At 66.4% G+C, this 17,335-nt stretch carries 14 protein-coding genes; 11 read left to right on the forward strand and 3 right to left on the reverse strand.

Annotated elements, in window-relative coordinates; genetic code table 11:
• Positions 1–121 precede the first annotated feature (121 nt).
• The 4 genes from lpdA to QF031_RS12035 all read left to right on the forward strand — a co-directional run bounded on the left by lpdA (position 122) and on the right by QF031_RS12035 (position 4,502).
• Positions 122–1,504 (forward strand): dihydrolipoyl dehydrogenase, encoded by a 1,383-nt coding sequence (gene lpdA / locus QF031_RS12020; RefSeq protein WP_214944470.1) that lies wholly within the window; start codon positions 122–124, stop codon positions 1,502–1,504.
• 115 nt (positions 1,505–1,619) lie between these two features.
• The gene (sucB, locus tag QF031_RS12025) at positions 1,620–3,395 is read left to right on the forward strand and encodes a 2-oxoglutarate dehydrogenase, E2 component, dihydrolipoamide succinyltransferase (RefSeq protein WP_307428185.1); all 1,776 of its coding nucleotides are present in this window, start codon (positions 1,620–1,622) and stop codon (positions 3,393–3,395) included.
• Positions 3,396–3,580: 185 nt separating this feature from the next.
• A complete protein-coding gene (locus tag QF031_RS12030; RefSeq protein WP_255175169.1) occupies positions 3,581–3,934 on the forward strand; it encodes a hypothetical protein in 354 nt (117 codons plus the stop codon).
• 139 nt (positions 3,935–4,073) lie between these two features.
• A complete protein-coding gene (locus QF031_RS12035; RefSeq protein WP_175319382.1) occupies positions 4,074–4,502 on the forward strand; it encodes an OsmC family protein in 429 nt (142 codons plus the stop codon).
• A gap of 81 nt (positions 4,503–4,583) precedes the next feature.
• Here the strand turns inward: QF031_RS12035 and QF031_RS12040 are convergent, their stop codons facing one another.
• A complete protein-coding gene (locus tag QF031_RS12040; RefSeq protein WP_307428196.1) occupies positions 4,584–8,114 on the reverse strand; it encodes a S41 family peptidase in 3,531 nt (1,176 codons plus the stop codon).
• Between the two features lie 73 nt (positions 8,115–8,187).
• Here QF031_RS12040 and QF031_RS12045 point away from each other — a divergent pair, with 73 nt between their 5' ends.
• Entirely contained in the window at positions 8,188–9,090 is a 903-nt protein-coding gene (locus tag QF031_RS12045; RefSeq protein WP_307428198.1) for a TIGR01777 family oxidoreductase, read from the forward strand.
• A 53-nt stretch (positions 9,091–9,143) separates the two neighbouring features.
• Here the strand turns inward: QF031_RS12045 and QF031_RS12050 are convergent, their stop codons facing one another.
• Complete coding sequence (locus QF031_RS12050; protein ID WP_307428200.1) at positions 9,144–10,853, reverse strand: serine/threonine-protein kinase; 1,710 nt, start codon at positions 10,851–10,853, stop codon at positions 9,144–9,146.
• A 109-nt stretch (positions 10,854–10,962) separates the two neighbouring features.
• Between QF031_RS12050 and lipB the strand changes: the two genes are divergently transcribed.
• The 5 genes from lipB (at position 10,963) to QF031_RS12075 (ending at position 14,947) form a co-directional block, all read left to right on the forward strand.
• On the forward strand, positions 10,963–11,658 hold the full coding sequence (gene lipB / locus QF031_RS12055) for a lipoyl(octanoyl) transferase LipB (protein ID WP_307428202.1): 696 nt from the start codon (positions 10,963–10,965) through the stop codon (positions 11,656–11,658).
• Positions 11,655–12,674, forward strand: coding sequence for a lipoyl synthase (gene lipA, locus QF031_RS12060; RefSeq protein ID WP_307428204.1), 1,020 nt, complete (start codon positions 11,655–11,657; stop codon positions 12,672–12,674). The genes lipB and lipA overlap by 4 nt, the downstream gene beginning before the upstream one ends.
• A gap of 88 nt (positions 12,675–12,762) precedes the next feature.
• Entirely contained in the window at positions 12,763–13,515 is a 753-nt protein-coding gene (locus QF031_RS12065) for a DUF4191 domain-containing protein (RefSeq protein ID WP_307428207.1), read from the forward strand.
• 93 nt (positions 13,516–13,608) lie between these two features.
• The gene (locus QF031_RS12070) at positions 13,609–13,962 is read left to right on the forward strand and encodes a DUF3817 domain-containing protein (protein WP_307428210.1); all 354 of its coding nucleotides are present in this window, start codon (positions 13,609–13,611) and stop codon (positions 13,960–13,962) included.
• Positions 13,963–13,981: 19 nt separating this feature from the next.
• Positions 13,982–14,947 carry a DMT family transporter gene (locus QF031_RS12075; RefSeq protein ID WP_307428213.1) on the forward strand — a complete coding sequence of 322 codons (966 nt, stop codon included), beginning with the start codon at positions 13,982–13,984 and terminating at the stop codon, positions 14,945–14,947.
• Positions 14,948–14,962: 15 nt separating this feature from the next.
• Here the strand turns inward: QF031_RS12075 and QF031_RS12080 are convergent, their stop codons facing one another.
• On the reverse strand, positions 14,963–15,400 hold the full coding sequence (locus QF031_RS12080; RefSeq protein ID WP_307428216.1) for an RDD family protein: 438 nt from the start codon (positions 15,398–15,400) through the stop codon (positions 14,963–14,965).
• Positions 15,401–15,683: 283 nt separating this feature from the next.
• Here QF031_RS12080 and glnA point away from each other — a divergent pair, with 283 nt between their 5' ends.
• Entirely contained in the window at positions 15,684–17,108 is a 1,425-nt protein-coding gene (gene glnA, locus QF031_RS12085; RefSeq protein ID WP_307428219.1) for a type I glutamate--ammonia ligase, read from the forward strand.
• Positions 17,109–17,335 lie beyond the last annotated feature (227 nt).

Consider the following 17,335-nt stretch of genomic DNA (forward strand, 5'->3'; position numbering starts at 1 on the left):
GTGAACCACGGTAGTCACAAATGCAAGAGAGTTGCCCTGCTGACATAATCACGGCAGTGCAAGTTCCAAGACCAGATGATGCGCGCTGACCGCGTCATCGTTCACGCGAGGGAGCGTTTTAGTGGCCGATCAGGCAACTGCGCAAGAATTCGACATCCTGGTACTCGGCGGCGGCAGCGGCGGATACGCTGCGGCGCTGCGTGCGGTACAGCTCGGCCTCACCGTCGGCCTCGTGGAGAAGGGCAAGCTGGGCGGCACCTGCCTCCACAATGGCTGCATCCCCACCAAGGCCCTGCTGCACTCCGCAGAACTGGCCGACCACGCCCGTGACTCCGCCAAGTACGGCGTGAACGTCACGCTGGACAGCATCGACATCAACGCCGTCAATGCGTACAAGGACGGCATCATCGCCGGCAAGTACAAGGGCCTGCAGGGGCTCATCAAGTCCAAGGGCATCACTGTCATCGAAGGCGAAGGCAAGCTGCAGGGCACCGACACCGTCGTGGTGAATGGCACCGCCTACAAGGGCAAGAACATCGTCCTGGCCACCGGCTCCTACTCGCGCACCCTCCCTGGCCTGGAAATCGGCGGCAAGGTCATCACCTCGGACCAGGCCCTCACCATGGACTTCATCCCCAAGAGCGCCATCATCCTGGGCGGCGGCGTCATCGGCGTCGAATTCGCTTCGGTCTGGAAGTCGTTTGGCGTGGACGTCACCATCGTCGAAGGCCTGCCCTCCCTCGTTCCCAATGAGGACGCGACGATCGTCAAGAACTTCGAGCGGGCCTTCAAGAAGCGCGGCATCAAGTTCTCCACCGGGATCTTCTTCCAGGGCGTGGAACAGAATGACGACGGCGTCAAGGTCACCCTGGTGGACGGCAAGACGTTCGAAGCCGACCTGCTGCTGGTCGCCGTCGGCCGCGGCCCGGTCACGGCCAACCTGGGCTACGAGGAAGCCGGCGTCACCATCGACCGCGGCTTCGTCATCACCAACGAGCGCCTCCACACCGGTGTCGGCAACATCTACGCCGTGGGCGACATTGTCCCCGGTGTGCAGCTGGCCCACCGCGGCTACCAGCAGGGCATCTTCGTGGCCGAGGAAATCGCCGGCCTGAAGCCGGTGGTTGTCGAGGACATCAACATCCCCAAGGTCACCTACTCCGAACCTGAAATCGCCACCGTCGGCTACACCGAAAAGGCTGCCAAGGAAAAGTTCGGCGAGGACCAGGTGCAGACCCAGGAATACAACCTGGCCGGCAACGGCAAGAGCTCCATCCTGGGCACCTCCGGCCTGGTCAAGCTGGTCCGCCAGAAGGACGGCCCCGTGGTGGGCGTCCACATGATCGGCGCCCGCATGGGCGAGCAGGTGGGCGAGGCCCAGCTGATCGTGAACTGGGAAGCCTACCCGGAGGATGTGGCACAGCTGGTGCACGCACACCCCACCCAGAACGAAGCCCTTGGCGAAGCCCACCTGGCGCTGGCCGGCAAGCCGCTCCACGGCTGATCACCCCAGCATTACCAGGCCCGGTGCACCCGGTCTCTCAGACCGGGTGCACTAGGCTTCCAACAAGGCAGCAACCATTCGCACTACACAGATCAATAAGGAGAACGGGGACGACATGTCTGAATCCGTTAACTTGCCCGCCCTCGGTGAGAGTGTCACCGAAGGAACCGTCACCCGCTGGCTCAAGCAGGTAGGTGACCGGGTAGAGGTGGACGAGCCGCTGCTCGAAGTCTCCACCGACAAAGTAGACACTGAAATCCCCTCTCCTGTAGCTGGCGTGATTGAAGAAATCCTGGTCGCTGAAGATGAGACCGCCGAAGTAGGTGCGCCGCTGGTGCGCATTGGTGACGGTTCCGGCAGCGGTTCCGCGCCGGCCGAAGAAGCTCCCGCGGCTGCTCCCGCCGAAGAGGCACCTGCAGCAGCACCCGCACAGGAAGCCCCGGCCGAAGCGGCACCCGCACAGGAAGCCCCGGCCCAGGCAGCGCAGGAAGCACCCGCTGCCGGCGGCGGCGAAGGTCACGAGGTCACCCTCCCCGCGTTGGGTGAGAGCGTCACCGAAGGCACCGTCACCCGCTGGCTCAAGGCCGTTGGCGACTCCGTCGAGGTGGACGAGCCGCTGCTGGAAGTTTCCACCGACAAGGTGGACACCGAGATTCCGTCCCCGGTTGCCGGCACCCTGCAGGAAATCCGGGTCAACGAGGACGAGACCGCCGAGGTAGGCTCCGTGCTCGCCGTTATCGGCTCCGGCGCTCCCGCTGCTGCCGCCCCGCAGGCTGCACCGGCCGCTCCCGAGCAGGCGGCGCCCAAGCCCGCACAGGCAGAGTCCGCCCCTGCCCAGACCGCGCCCGCCCAGGCTGTTCCTTCCGAGCAGGCTGCACCCCAGGCTGCACAGGCCCCTGCCTCCCAGGCTCCTGCTGCTCCGGCAGCCCAGGAAGCCGCATCGGCCGGTGGCTCCGAGTCCGGCTACGTCACTCCCCTGGTCCGCAAGCTGGCCAACCAGCACGGCGTGGACATCTCCACGCTGTCCGGCACAGGCGTTGGCGGCCGCATCCGCAAGCAGGATGTGATCGCCGCCGCCGAGGCAAAGGCCGCCCCCGCTCCTGCTGCGGCTCCGTCGGCAGCCCCGGCCGCGTCTGCCCCCGCCGCATCCGGTGCAGCCGCCTCGTCACTGCGTGGCACCACCCAGAAGGCTCCCCGCATTCGCCAGGTCATCGCCCGGCGCATGCGTGAGTCGCTGGAAATCTCCACCCAGCTGACCCAGGTCCACGAAGTGGACATGACCAAGGTCGCCAAGCTGCGTGCCCGTGCCAAGAACTCGTTCCAGGCCCAGAACGGCACCAAGCTGACCTTCCTGCCCTTCATTGCCAAGGCGGTTGCCGAGGCCCTCAAGCAGCACCCCAAGCTCAACGCTGCCTACGATGAGGAAAAGCAGGAAATCACCTACCACAACGCCGAGCACCTGGCGATCGCCGTCGACACCGACAAGGGCCTGCTGGTCCCGGTCATCTCAGACGCCGGCAGCCTGAACCTCGCCGGACTGGCGGGCAAGATCGCCGACGTTGCTTCCCGCACCCGCGACGGCAAGATCGGTCCGGACGAACTGTCCGGCGGCACGTTCAGCATCACCAACATCGGTTCGGTCGGAGCCCTGTTCGACACTCCGATCATCAACCAGCCCCAGGTGGGCATCCTGGGCACCGGTGCCATCGTCAAGCGGCCCGTAGTGGTCGTGGATGAAAACGGTGACGACTCGATCGCCATCCGCTCCATGATGTACCTGTCCCTGACGTACGACCACCGCCTGGTGGACGGCGCCGATGCAGGCCGGTTCCTCCAGACCCTGAAGGCGCGCCTTGAAGAAGGCGCATTCGAAGCGGACCTGGGACTGTAACAGTCAGCCACGAACGACGGCGGCGGGCGCCAACGGTGGGACAACCACCGGCGGCGCGCGCCGCCGTCGTTGTTTAAGCCGCCGTCGTTGGTTAATCCAAAGCGCCCCAACGTTCGGCAGGGCCGGAACTCCGGGACCGCGTGGCTTTGCTACAGGCGGTAGAAATGACTGGCTAAGCTGGAGGCATGACTATTCTCTTCAACATCCTGGTTTTCCTGCACGTGGTGGGCGCAGCCATGATCGTGGGCTATTGGATCGCCACGATGCGGACCCCCACCGTGCATCCGCGCCAGCGTGATGGCGCCTTCCTGCAGCTGCTCACCGGCATCGCCATGATGGGCATCCTTCCGTTCCTGCCGGACAAGGATCCCAACTACGCCAAGCTGGGCATCAAGTTCGTCATCGCTGTCGTGGTTGCGGTCCTGGCCGTGATCGGAACCCGCAAGGTCAAGAACGGACAGCCCGTCTCCACCGGGCTCGCCCACGGCGTCGGCGGCCTGGCACTGGTCAACATCGCCATCGCCACCATCTGGCAGTAGCCCACCCACATCCGGGCACCCGGTCATAATCCTCTGAGAGCGGACAATCCGTGCACCGGAGGGGCCGGGTCCCTAGGATGGGAAACGGTGGGCCCGGCCATGCTGCCGGACCCGGACCGAATCGACGTTGAGGAGAGACATGGCTACAACACGCAACGCCCACACCGTATGGACCGGAAGCCTGACCGAGGGCTCGGGGAACACCACCCTGGACAGCTCCGGCCTGGGCACCTTCGATGTCACCTGGAAGGCGCGCACCGAGGCTGCCGGCGGAAAGACCAGCCCGGAAGAGCTGATCGCCGCTGCCCACTCGGCATGCTTCTCCATGGCTTTCAGCCACGAACTCAGCCAGGCAGGCTTCACTCCTGAAGAGGTCAACACGAAGTCAGAGGTCGGTTTCCAGCCGGGCACCGGCATCACCGGCAGCCACCTGACCCTCAATGCCCGCATTCCGGGCATCTCTGAAGAAGACTTCCAGCGCATTGCCGAGGCCGCCAAGAAGGGCTGCCCTGTGTCCCAGGCCCTGGCCGGAATCGAGATCACCCTCGACGCCACGCTGCAGTCCTAGGCCGCAAGGCCCCGCACAACGCCAAAGGCCCTGCCCCTCCGGAATTCCGGAAGGGCAGGGCCTTTGTTGTTGCCGGTGAGGTCAGCCGTCGTGCCGGCGCGCCGGCAGCGGAGCAGGCAACAGTTTCCGGTAGCCCGAGCGGGCCGGAGGCCGGTCAGTGGGCAGTTCCTGGATCATTTCCTTCAGTGCACCGATGCCGTACTCCAGCTGGGGATCCCGTCCGGCAGCATAGGCGTGCGGCGGGTACGTCACCTCGATGTCCGGATCGACGCCGTAGTTTTCCACGCTCCAGCCCACGCCGCCGCTGAACCAGTTCGCGTAGCGGGGCTGCGTGACGCCGGTGCCGTCCGCCAGCGTGAAGCGGTTGTCGATGCCAACAACACCGCCCCAGGTGCGGGTTCCAATCACCGGACCGATGCCGCGCAGCTTCGAGACCTGGGTGATGATGTCGCCGTCGGAGCCGGCAAATTCGTCTGCAAGGATGATCACCGGCCCCCTCGGCGCGTGGTGCGGGTAGGTGCGCGGCTTCTCCCCGCGCGGCATGCTCCAACCCGTGACCTTGCGGCCAATGAGCTCAGCAACAAGCTGCGAGGTGTGTCCCCCACGGTTGCGGCGCACGTCGACGATCAGGCCGTCGAACGCGGTTTCCGTGTCCAGGTCCCGGTGCAGCTGGGCCCAGCCGTTGGCCATCATGTCCGGAATGTGCAGATAGCCGAAGGTTCCGTTCGACGCCTCCCGGACTGTCCGCCGGTTGCCCGCCACCCACTCCTGGTACCGCAGGCGCTCCTCATCCTTGACAGGCACGACGGCGACCCTGCGCTGGGTGCCTTCAGCACCGCCATGTCCGGGGCCGTTGAGGAGGGTGAGCTCCACGGTGCGGCCGGCCGCCCCGACCAGCTGCATGGCAGGAGTGACGTTTTCGGACAGCGGGACGCCGTCGATGGCCAGCAGGACGTCTCCGGCCTTGGCACCGACGCCCGGCCTGGTGAGCGGGGAGGTTGCCAGCGGGTCTGAGGACTCGCCCGCCAGGATGCGGGTGATCTCCCAGCCGCGGGCAGTGTGCGTGAGATCGGCGCCGAGCCTGCCTTGTCCGCGGCTGCCGCGTTCGGTGACGGCGGCAGGGCGCACGTACGCGTGGGAGGTTCCCAGTTCGCCGTGCAGTTCCCACAGCAGGTCCACCAGGTCGTCGTGAGACCCCAGCCGTTCCACCAGGGGGCGGTAACGGGCGTGGATGGACTCCCAGTCCTGGCCGGCCATGTCCTCGGTCCAGAAGAAGTCGCGCTGCAGGCGCCAGGCCTCGTCGAACGCCTGTCCCCAGACGCTCAGGGGATCCATCAGGACACGGATCCGGCCCAGGTCCACTTTGACCACCTTGCCGGATTCCTCATCTGCCTTGGCATCCGACGGAACCACGGTCACCTGCTTGTCGGCAACGAGCACCACTTTGCTGCGGTCGCCGGAGAGGCGGTAGCTGTCCACGGCGTCCACGAGGGTCGCCTGCTTGCGCCGCGCGATGTCGTACCGGACCAGGCTGGGACGGGCGTCCTTGTCCTCCTGGCTGGCCTTCCCGTCGCCGGTTACGCCGGCCAGGACCGAGTCGAGCCAGAGGAGTGCACCGTCAACGGCTTCCAGCGAGCTGTAGTTGCCCTGCGGAACAGGCACACCGATCACGCGGTGGGCCAGGCCCTCCGCATCCACCGTAACGGCAGGCACGGCACTGTCCCCGGCCTCGTCTGCGTCCGTGGGTTTTGCGTCCGCACCGGCGTCCGGTTCCGCGCCCGCGGGATCAACCGAAGGGCCAAAGGGCGACGGCGTCTCAGCCGTCAGTGCCACCAGGTACGGCTTGATGGGGCTGGGGAAGGAGAGGTCGAACGAGTGCCCGTCATACACGGGGTCGAAGCTGCGGTTGGACAGGAAGGCGAGGAATTTCCCGTCCGGCGTGAATGCCGGTGAGGCATCGCGGAAGCGGCCGTCAGTGACGTCCACGGGTTCGGCGTCGAGCCGGTCCACGGTGGCCAGGCGCAGCCGGCTGCGCGAACCGAAGGACGTGACCGGCTCCGACCACGCGAGCCAGCGTGAGTCCGCCGACCACGCCAGTTCGGAGATGCTGCCTTCTCCGATGCTGGCCACCTGGCGAAGGTCACCGTTGCCCGTGTCCATCACGTACACGTCGCCGAACGACGTCCCGAGGGCTACCCACCGGCCGTCCGGGCTTGCTTCCAGGGAGCTGGCCCGCGAAGGTGTGGGAACACTGATTCCTGCCGCTGCCGCCGGCGTCTGGGCTTCCGCGCCCGGAGCGCCTGCCTGCGGTGCAACATCAGCCTGCTCGTCGTCCGCGGGAGCATGGGCAGTACTTGCCGCCAGCACCGCGGCCCCGGATGCGGGAACGGGCTGCGGCAGGCTGACCGTTCCCTCCGCCGCCTGGTCCGTGTCCGGGGAACCTGGTGTTTCGGAGACTGCAGTACGTGAAGCGGCGCCGGCCTTGCCCCTTCCTGCTTCTGCCTGGGCAGCGGTGTGCGGGACGGGCGCGGCAATGTCCCTGATGTTCAGCGCTTCAACACCGCCGTGGTCGGCGATATAGGCGATCCGGCCGTCACCGAGGGGCCTGGGAAGCCTGCCACGCACTCCGGGGGTGGCCTCAACGATGCGGGAGGGCCCGTCCTTGTGCCGCAGCCAGTGGATGGTGCCGTGCGTTTCCACGGCGCTGGCGGCACCTGTCGTGTCCGGCACCACGGCGCCAAGGTGCTTGACGGCGTCGAGGAGAGCGGGACGCCTGGTCTGCGAGGCGGAGCCGAGGGTAATGTCCAGCTTGGCCGCTTCCGAGGCGAGGTCCTGGAGGACCCAGAGTTCGCCGGCGGACTCGAAGATCACCCGCTTGCCGTCGGTGGCGGCGTGCCGGACGTAGAAGTCCTGGTGGTCGGTGTGGCGCCGGAGGTCTTGTCCGTCGGGAAGCACCGAGTACAGATTTCCGTAGCCCTCGTGGTCGGAGAGGAAGGCGATCCGGCCGTCCACCCAGAGCGGGTCGGTGAGGTTGCCGTCAAGGTCGGGCAGGAGGCGCTCGAATTCACCATTGCCGTCGCGGTCAATCCACAGCTTCCCGGCCGTTCCACCGCGGTACCGCTTCCACCATGCCGGTTCTCGGGACAGCACGCTTGCCAGCACCACAGGACGCTCATCCCCTACTTCGGGCCCGTACGCCACGGATTCCACCGGACCATAGGGGAGTTCCTGTGCCCAGCCGCCTTCCAGGGGAACACTGTAGGCGTGGGTGTGCCGGCTTTCCGCCTGCCGGAAGGCGCTGGTGACCACAACGGCCCCTCCGGCGGTGAATCCCCTGACCTTTGTGGTGCTGTGGCCAAAGTAGGTGAGCTGCCGGTACCCGCCGCCGTCGACCTGTGCCGACACAACCTCCGGAGCTGTTCCCTGGACCACGGTCCACACCAGCCGCTTGCCGTCCGGGGTGAAACGCGGGTTGCGGGCAGGCAGTTGGAGCGACGAGACACGCCAGGCACGGCCGCCGTCCAGGGGCGCGATCCACACGTCGTCCTCGGCCACGAAGGTGACCAGATCGCCGTGCAAATGCGGGAAACGGAAGTAACTCGAAGAGGTCATCGTTCGATCATAGTCAACCCCTCCCCCGCCCTGCGGGAGGCACACAACCCGCTGTGACGTGGTGTGATGGACCATGCACATTGTCATGGCCGGCGCCTCCGGGCTCATCGGCACCTCCATGTCCGCCGCCTTCCGCGCGGCCGGCCACTCCGTAGTGACCTTGGTCCGGCGCCCGCCTGCCCGTGCAGACGAAGTCCGCTGGGACCCGGTGGCCGGCGTCCTGGAGCCCTCTGCGCTCGCCGGCGCTGACGCCGTGGTCAACCTTTCCGGCGCCGGCATAGGTGACAGGCCATGGACGCGGGGGCGGGTGGAGGAGCTCTTCAGTTCCCGCTTGGGCCCCACCAGGACCCTGGTGCACGCCATGGCGCAAATGGATGCGCCGCCGGCCTCCTTCATCAGCCAGTCGGCGTCCGGTTACTACGGCGACGCCGGAAATACGGTCCTGCGCGAGGACGCACCTGCAGGCTCCGGCACCCTCGCGCAGATCTGCGTCGAGTGGGAGCAGGCGGCACTGGCGGCGCCGGCAAGCGTGCGCGTGGTGCTGCCCCGCACGGGAGTGGTGTTCAGCCGTTCGGGCGGAGCGCTGGGGAAACTGCTACCACTGCTGCGGCTGGGTGTTGGCGGTCCCTTTGGCAACGGACGCCAGTTCTGGCCCTGGGTCACCCTTGCGGATGTTTCCGCCGCCTTCCTTTTCCTCCTGGACTCTCCGGTCTCCGGCCCGGTCAATGTCACCGCACCTGAACAGGCGGACGTCAACACGATTGTGGCGGCGCTGGCCCATGCCCTTCACCGGCCTGCCGTGCTGCGGGTTCCGGCCCCTGTGCTGCGCACGGTGATGCCGGGACTGGGCGAGGAGCTCCTGCTGTACAGCCAGCGGATGGAACCGGCGGTGCTGGCATCCGCCGGCTTCCAGTGGCAGCACGGCAGCCTGGAAGACGCTGCCCGCTGGGTGGCCGCCAAGGACGGCTCCGCCTAGCTGCCCCGGCCACGGGTAGGCCAGGACCCCACACGGCCGGCTCCGCCACCGGTTCACGGGACGGCGAGGACGTCGCTGACCCGCCACTGGCCATCCTTCGAGACCAGGACCAACCGAAGCGCCTGTGGCTGGCTGGGTACCCCCGCGGCAAGCACGGTGTTCCCCGCGTCGACCCTGCGGAAGCCGGAGGTTGCGGACACCACCCGGACGACGGCGAGGTCCGGGGTGGCGCCCTCTTCCGCCGCCACCCCGGAAAGTGTGCTGGCGAACCCGGCCAGGCGGTGCCCGGCGGAACGGAGTGGGGCGGCTATGCGTTCGTCGGCGGCAGCTGCAGCGGAGCCGGGCACGTTCACGTCGTCGAGCAGCTCCAGCCTGCCGCTGCTGAACGCATAATCCCGCAGCGATGCAAGGCCCTGCACGGCAACGGCGGGATCAGCTGCCCGGGCCCGCTGCCTGGCATCGTCGACCGGCGCTGCGGTTCCTGTTCCCCCGTGCACAACGGCTCCGGTCGGAGGTGCTGATGCAGGCGGCCAACCGGCCGCAGCGGTGCCGGGCCAGGGCGGCTGCGCGCCGGCAGACAGCCACCACATCCCGGCAACCGCCGCGACGATGACGGGAAGGAGCGCCAGCACCAGCGTCCTTCCCGTCCGTCCGGCGGCAGACCCCTCGGCATGTTTCCTGCGCTCTCGGGCGGCGGCTTTCCTCCGCAGTCCGGCGGCGGCCTTCGTTCCGGCCGAGGGCACATGTTCTGCCGCGGAATGGCGTCTTGACCGGCCGAGGGGTGGAGTGCTGGAAGCCGGGGCATAGGACAAGGCGGACCAGCGGCTCGTCGCCATGCGGCGGCGCAGAGCCTGGAGTTTCCGCCGGAGGCCGCCACCCCTCGTTTCGGGGGCAGTGTGCCGCCGCGTCAACAGCTCAGGCAGGACGGTGGGGTGGACGGCGTCGGAAAGGTCCACGGGCTGCGGTTCGGCGCTGCGGTAGACGGCCGTGGCAAGCGCCAGCGCGTCAGGGCGCAGCCGCCGGTCCTCATTCAGCCCTGCTTCCAGCACTGCGGCGAGTTCCTTGGGCACGCCGGGAACCAGGAGGGACAAGGGCGGCCGGTCGGCAGTGCGGCCGGGCGCAACACCTGTCAGGCAGAACCAGCCAAGCGCGGCAGCGGAGTAAACGTCCCGTTCGGGCTGCAGGCCGGCACGGACGGCGTCGATCGGCGACGGATCAAGGAAGCCCAGCGTTCCGGCGGTTCCCGCGCCGCCGGGGTCCCCGAGCATCCGGGCAACGCCGACATCCGACAGCATGGGTTTGCCCTGCCCGGTGAACAGCACATTCCCCGGGGAGACATCCGAATGGGTAAAACCTTTACCGTGCAGATAGCCCAGGGCCTGCGCGATGGGAGTCAGGACGGTGACGGTCTCCCCCACACTGAGCCTGCCACGCGCGGCCACCAGCTGCGCCAGGGAGCCGCCGGCAGCATAGTCCATGGTCAAGGCCTTCCCGCTGCCCGAATCCGCAACCCGCACCGCATCGTGGGCCCTGACCAAATGCTGGTGGTCCAGGACCGACAGGATGCGGATCTCCCGCCGCATCTCCTCCTCGGTAACGGCTGTGCCACCCCGCACCCTGCTGCCGGCTTTGCGGAAGCACTTGAGCGCAACATCCCTTCCGGTCCGCTGTTCCCGGGCCAGCCATACATCCGCGCTGCCGCCCCTGCCCAGCAGCCGGCCGACGTCGTACCCGGGGACATCCGGCACCTGTGCATCATCCATGGAACATGTCTAGCCGAGTTCCGGGCCCGCTGCAGAAGTTATCCACAGCCCTGGCTGCCGCAGTCACAATGGAAGCCGCCGGTGAGCTTGGACACTAAACCGGGCCCGCGTGGCCGCGGGGTCTAAGCTGGATGCCATGACTCTTGAGTTTTCACAGCTGGGTCTTGCCCCCGACCTCGTTGATTACATGGAAGGCTGGGATGCCCAGCGCGAACTCCATGACAAAGTTGTCGCCGGAGTTGCCCCCAGCACAGTCCTGCTTTTGGAGCACGCCGCCGTTTACACGGCAGGCAAGCTGACAGAGGACCATGAGCGCCCGTTTGACGGCACGCCCGTGGTTCCGGTGGACCGCGGCGGCAAGCTCACCTGGCATGGCCCGGGACAGCTGGTGGCCTACCCCATCCTGAGGCTGAAGAACCGCTCCGGCATCCGGGATTACGTGGAGCGCCTGGAAGACATCATGATCACCGTTATGGCGGACCACGGCATCAAGGCCGAACGTATCAAAGGGCGCGCCGGCGTATGGATCAAGGCCGACTCCAAAGGCCCGGACCGCAAGATCGCCGCAATCGGCATCCGCGTGCTGAACGGCGTCACGATGCACGGCGTCGCCATCAACTGCAGCAATGACCTGGCGCCGTACGGGCAGATCATTGCCTGCGGCATCACCGACGCCGGCGTAACCACCATGTCCCTGGAGACAGGGCGGGAGATCCGGCCCGCGGATATTATGGACCGGTTCGTCGCGGAGTTCCGCAAACATGAAGAAGCATTGGTTTCGAGCCCTGAAGGAGCTCTACTGTGACATTGGCACCTGAAGGCCGGAAGATGCTGCGGATCGAGCAGCGCAATGCTGCGGTCCCGGTGGAGCGCAAGCCGGAGTGGATCAAGGCCAAGGTCCAGATGGGCCCGGAGTTCGTGGGCCTGAAGAACCTGGTGAAAAAGGAAGGCCTGCACACCGTCTGTGAAGAGGCCGGCTGCCCGAACATCTTCGAATGCTGGGAAGACAAGGAAGCCACCTTCCTGATCGGCGGCTCTGAATGCACCCGCCGCTGCGACTTCTGCCAGATCGACACCGGTAAACCCTCACCCCTGGACCGGTTCGAACCCACCAAGGTGGCCCGCTCCGTCCAATCCATGCAGCTGCGCTACGCCACCGTCACCGGTGTGGCCCGCGACGACCTCGAAGACGAAGGCGTCTGGCTCTACGCCGAAACCGTCCGCAAGATCCACGAACTGAACCCCGGCACCGGCGTCGAACTGCTCATCCCCGACTTCTCCGGCAACCCCGACCACATCGCCGCGATCTGCGACTCCAAACCCGAGGTCTTCGCGCACAACGTCGAAACCGTGCCAAGGATCTTCAAAAGGATCCGCCCCGCCTTCCGCTACGACCGCTCCCTGGACGTCATCACCCAGGGCCGCAATCACGGCATGGTCACCAAATCCAACCTCATCCTGGGCATGGGCGAAACCCGCGACGAAATTTCCGAAGCCCTCCGCGACCTCCACGAGGCGGGCTGCGACCTGATCACCATTACCCAGTACCTGCGCCCGTCCGAGCGGCACCTGCCCGTGGACCGCTGGGTCAAACCCCAGGAATTCGTCGACCTACAGCACGAAGCCGAAGAAATCGGGTTCCTCGGCGTCATGTCCGGGCCCCTGGTCCGCTCCTCCTACCGCGCCGGCCGCCTCTGGGCCACCGCCATGCGCAAAAAAGGCCGCGACATCCCCGCCGAACTCGCCCACATCGCAGAAGGCATCCAGGACTCCGGCACCACCCGCCAGGAAGCCGCCACCCTCCTGGCAACCCACTCCTGACCCGGGAAATGTAAGGGGGCCAAGGGCCGGACGCCGGAAGTTTGAAGCGTCCGGCCCTTCGGTTTAAGTCACGTAGAATTGAGGCACTATGGCGAAATCCCCTGACTCCAGCAACTCCCCTTCCGCGGGCTCAAGCGCGGTGAAGCGCGGCCTGTTCACGCGCAAGCCCAAGGAAGCAAAGGCCAAGAAGCCCAGCCGGCTCAAGCAGATCGGCGAGGTCTTCACCATGACCCGCCGCCACGATCCCATGGTGCCGTGGCTGATGCTCGCGGTCTTCCTTGGTGTTGTGGCCGTAAGCTTCCTGGTGGGTTTCTGGCTGGACAACTGGATCACCGGCCTGATCATCGGCATTCCGCTCGGCCTGCTGGCCGCCACCTTCATCCTGTCCCGCAGGGCAGAACGGGCCGCGTTTGCCCAGATTGAAAACCAGCCCGGCGCCTCCGGCGCTGCCCTCGGGACCCTCCGTAGGGGCTGGATTACCGAGGAACAGCCTGTGGCTGTGAACCCCCGCACGCAGGATGCCGTGTTCCGTGCCGTTGGTCGTCCCGGCGTCGTCCTTGTCAGCGAAGGCCCCACCCACCGGGTGAAGCCGCTGCTCGATGCCGAGCGCAAGCGCCTGGCGCGGATCCTGCCCAACGTTCCTGTCCACACCATCCAGACGGGGCGCGGCGAGGGCCAGGTGCCGCTGAGCCAGGTGGCCAAGCAGATGGGCAAGATGAAGAACGAACTGACCAAACTGGAAGTCAGCACCGTCTCCAAGCGCATCGCCTCCATGGGCAACAGGCTTCCCATCCCCAAGGGCATCGATCCCTACAAGGCCCGTCCCAACCGCGGGCGTTAGCCACCAGGACGCCCCGGTACCGGCACAGCCGGCCGCCGGGGCGTTTTTTCTTGCCCCAACCCGCCCCGCATTTACCTGTGACAGGAGTCGACCATGCCCCTCCGGACAACCGTGATCCGCATCTTCCGCATCCTCGCTGTGGCCGAAGCGTGCAGCTGGGCTGCGCTGCTGACCGGAATGTACTTCAAATGGGTCGCCCGCACCACGGAACTTGGCGTCGAGATCGCCGGGCCTGTCCACGGTGCGCTGTTCATCGGCTATGGGGCTGCGGCGCTGATGCTGTGGCGCCTGCAGCGGTGGCCGTTCCTGGTGGCTGTATTGGCCGGGCTCTCCGCCGTCTTCCCGTTCGCCACCATCCTGTTCGAGGTGTGGGCCGGCAGGCGCGGTTACCTCGCTGCTGACCGGGGAGCTGAGGCTGCAGCCGACCTGGAACCCAGCCGGGCCTAAGCGGAGAGGGTCCGGCCTGTTGGAGTCGATTGATACAGGGGCGAAGCTGCGGGAGCCGGTGACGGGCATGCAGGGCCGCCGGCGGGTGGTAGCCGTCCTCTCCCTGCTCGGGGCAACGCTGTTCTGGGCCGGCAACTACGTTGTGGGCGCCGGTGCAGTCCAGAGCATCGACCCGCTGAGCCTGGTGTTCCTGCGGTGGGCTCTCGCGTTGGTGCCGCTGCTCGTGATTGCCCAACTGGTGGAGCGGCCGTCCTGGCGCTCCGTGCTGGCCGCGTGGCCGTGGCTGCTCGCCTTGAGCGTCTGCGGCCTGCTCGGCTACAACCTCCTGCTTTACTTTGCTCTGGAGCACACGGACGCCTTTAATGCGTCGCTGATCAATGCGTTTAATCCTGCTCTGATCACGCTGGCCGCCACGGTCTTCCTGCGCGAGAGGCTCACACCGCTGGCGGTGGCGGGCGTCCTGATGGCTCTGGCGGGCGTCCTGATCGTCATCAGCGGAGGGAATGTGGGCCGGCTTATGGCCACGGGATTTGGCACCGGTGAAGTACTGATGGTGGGTGCCATCGTAGTGTGGACGGTGTACACGATCACCGGCCGTCGGGCACCGAAGATCCCGCCCATTACTGCCACGGCGGTCCAGGCAGCGGTGGTCGTGGCCATCCTGGGCCCGGTCCGTTTCGCGACGGGCGGCCTGGCGCTTCCCCCTACGACCACCGCGCTGGCGTCACTGTTGTTTATCGCCGTGTTCCCGTCGGTGCTGTCCTACCTGCTGTGGAACCGCGCCCTGACGGTCCTGCCGGCGGCCGGTGCGGGGGTGTTCCTCAACCTCATCACCGTCTTCACCGCAATCCTGACCGTTCTTGCCGGGCAGGTCCACACGGCGGCCCAACTGGTGGGCGGCGCGGTGGTCATCGCAGGCGTGGCGGTGACCAACGCCCCGGCCTTCCGCCGGCCGCGCCGGTTGAAGGAAGCCGCAGAGGAATAAGCCGGAAACGGACGTTTAGCGCCGGATGAGGAGCGTGTTCATGGCCTTGTCATGCAGGCCGCGCTGGTCCGGGTCGAAGATGACTGCGGGGATGACGAGGCAGAGGAGCACCGCCCTGACGAGGGCCGCGAGCGGGCCAGGAGTGCCGCCGCCGGGCTTGACCACGGCGATGCCCATGACGCGGTGGCCGATGCTGTAGCCGAGGGTTCCCACCAGCAGGATCTGTTCGATGGCGAAGACCGCAAGCGTTGCCCACGAGTCGCCGCCAAAGGCGAAGTTGCTGATGACCAGCGCAATGCCCCAGTCGATCATGATCGCCGCGATCCTCCGCCCCGCCCGGGCAATGGATCCCGGGCCGGATTCCGGCAGGCCCAGCCGTTCGCCCGGGTACTTCGAAATGCCGGAGGTGTCCGGTCCGCTGAGCCAGGAGCCAATGTCTTTGCGATCTACCACTGTCCAAGCTTACCGAGCCTCCCCGCACCAGCCCGCCCACAGTGTGGATGGGACTCGACCACACTGTGGACGGAAGATACCGTGGACATAGCAGGGCATTCTGTAACCTGCCCGAAACAATGCGGACACGGACGGGAAATCCCGTATCCCTAGGCTGTTAGCAGTTTCAAGCAATCCCCCGGCAGGTACACCCAGCAGGGAAACAGTATGTTCTCCCTGCTTTTGGATTGCGCTGGATCAATGGCTTGCACGCCAGATATTTACATATGCGTTAGGAGCATAGATGTTCAAGACTGCGGACGAAGTCCTCAAGTTCATCAAAGACGAAGATGTAAAGTTCGTCGATATCCGCTTCACCGATCTTCCGGGTGTCCAGCAGCACTTCAACGTCCCCGCCAAGAGCGTCGACGCCGATTTCTTCATCAACGGCCAGCTCTTCGACGGTTCCTCCATCCGCGGTTTCCAGGGCATCGCCGAATCCGACATGCAGCTGATCCCTGACGTCACCACCGCGTTCCTGGACACCTTCCGCATGGAGAAGACCCTCGCGCTGAACTTCTCGATCGTCAACCCGCGCACCGGCGACCCCTACCACCGCGACCCCCGCGGCGTGGCCGAGAAGGCAGAGGCCTACCTGGCCTCCACCGGCATCGCGGACACCGCGTTCTTCGCTCCCGAGGCCGAGTTCTTCGTGTTCGACAACGTCCAGTACCAGTCCTCGCCGCAGGGCAGCTTCTACAAGATCGACTCCGAGGAAGCCCACTGGAACACCGGCCGCGAAGAAGAGGGCGGCAACCTGGGCTACAAGACCCCCGTCAAGGGCGGTTACTTCCCGGTCTCCCCCACGGACAAGCAGGCTGACCTGCGTGACGCCATGTGTGTTGCCCTGGACGAAGCCGGCCTTGAAGTTGAGCGCAGCCACCACGAAGTTGGATCCGCCGGCCAGGCCGAGATCAACTACAAGTTCACCACCCTGACCCACGCGGCCGATGACCTGCAGAAGTTCAAGTACGTCATCAAGAACACCGCTGACGCCTGGGGCAAGTCCGTCACCTTCATGCCGAAGCCGGTCTTCGGCGACAACGGCTCGGGCATGCACTGCCACCAGTCGCTGTGGAGCAACGGCGAACCGCTGTTCTACGACGAGAAGGGCTACGCCGGCCTGTCCGACACCGCCCGCTGGTACATCGGCGGCCTGCTGAAGCACGCCGACGCTGTCCTCGCGTTCACCAACCCGACGGTGAACTCCTACCGCCGCCTGGTCAAGGGCTTCGAGGCTCCGGTCAACATGGTGTACTCGCAGGGCAACCGCTCCGCCGGTATCCGCATCCCCATCACGGGCTCCAACCCGAAGGCCAAGCGCATCGAATTCCGCGCGCCGGACCCCTCCTCCAACCCGTACCTGGCGTTCGCTGCCCAGCTGATGGCCGGCATCGACGGCATCCGCAACCGCATCGAGCCCCCGGCTCCGATCGACAAGGACCTTTACGAGCTCCCTGCCGAGGAAGCCAAGGACATCCCCAAGGCTCCGGGCAGCCTGGAGGAGGCCCTTGAGGCCCTGCGCGAGGACAACGAGTTTCTGCAGGCCGGCGGCGTCTTCACCCAGGACCTGATCGACACCTGGATCGAGTACAAGTACGAGAACGAGATCCGCCCGCTGTCCCTGCGCCCGAACCCCTACGAGTTCGAGCTCTACTACGGCGTCTAGCACCAACGCTTCCTGAAGCAGCGAAGGCGGCCACCGGTACACCCGGTGGCCGCCTTTTGCGTTGTCCGGACGGTTAGGCCGCGGACGGAGACCTAAGGTGGGGGCCCGCCTCCAGACGTGCTGAGACCGGGAGCCGGACCCCCTGGCGAATGCCCCCCGAGACGAAGACTGTCCAGCCTTCCCCCCAACAAGGTTGGAGAACACCGCCACCCACATAATCGGGCAAA

The organism is Pseudarthrobacter defluvii, assembly GCF_030816725.1.
In the GTDB taxonomy this organism is placed as follows: Bacteria; Actinomycetota; Actinomycetes; order Actinomycetales; family Micrococcaceae; genus Arthrobacter; species Arthrobacter defluvii_A.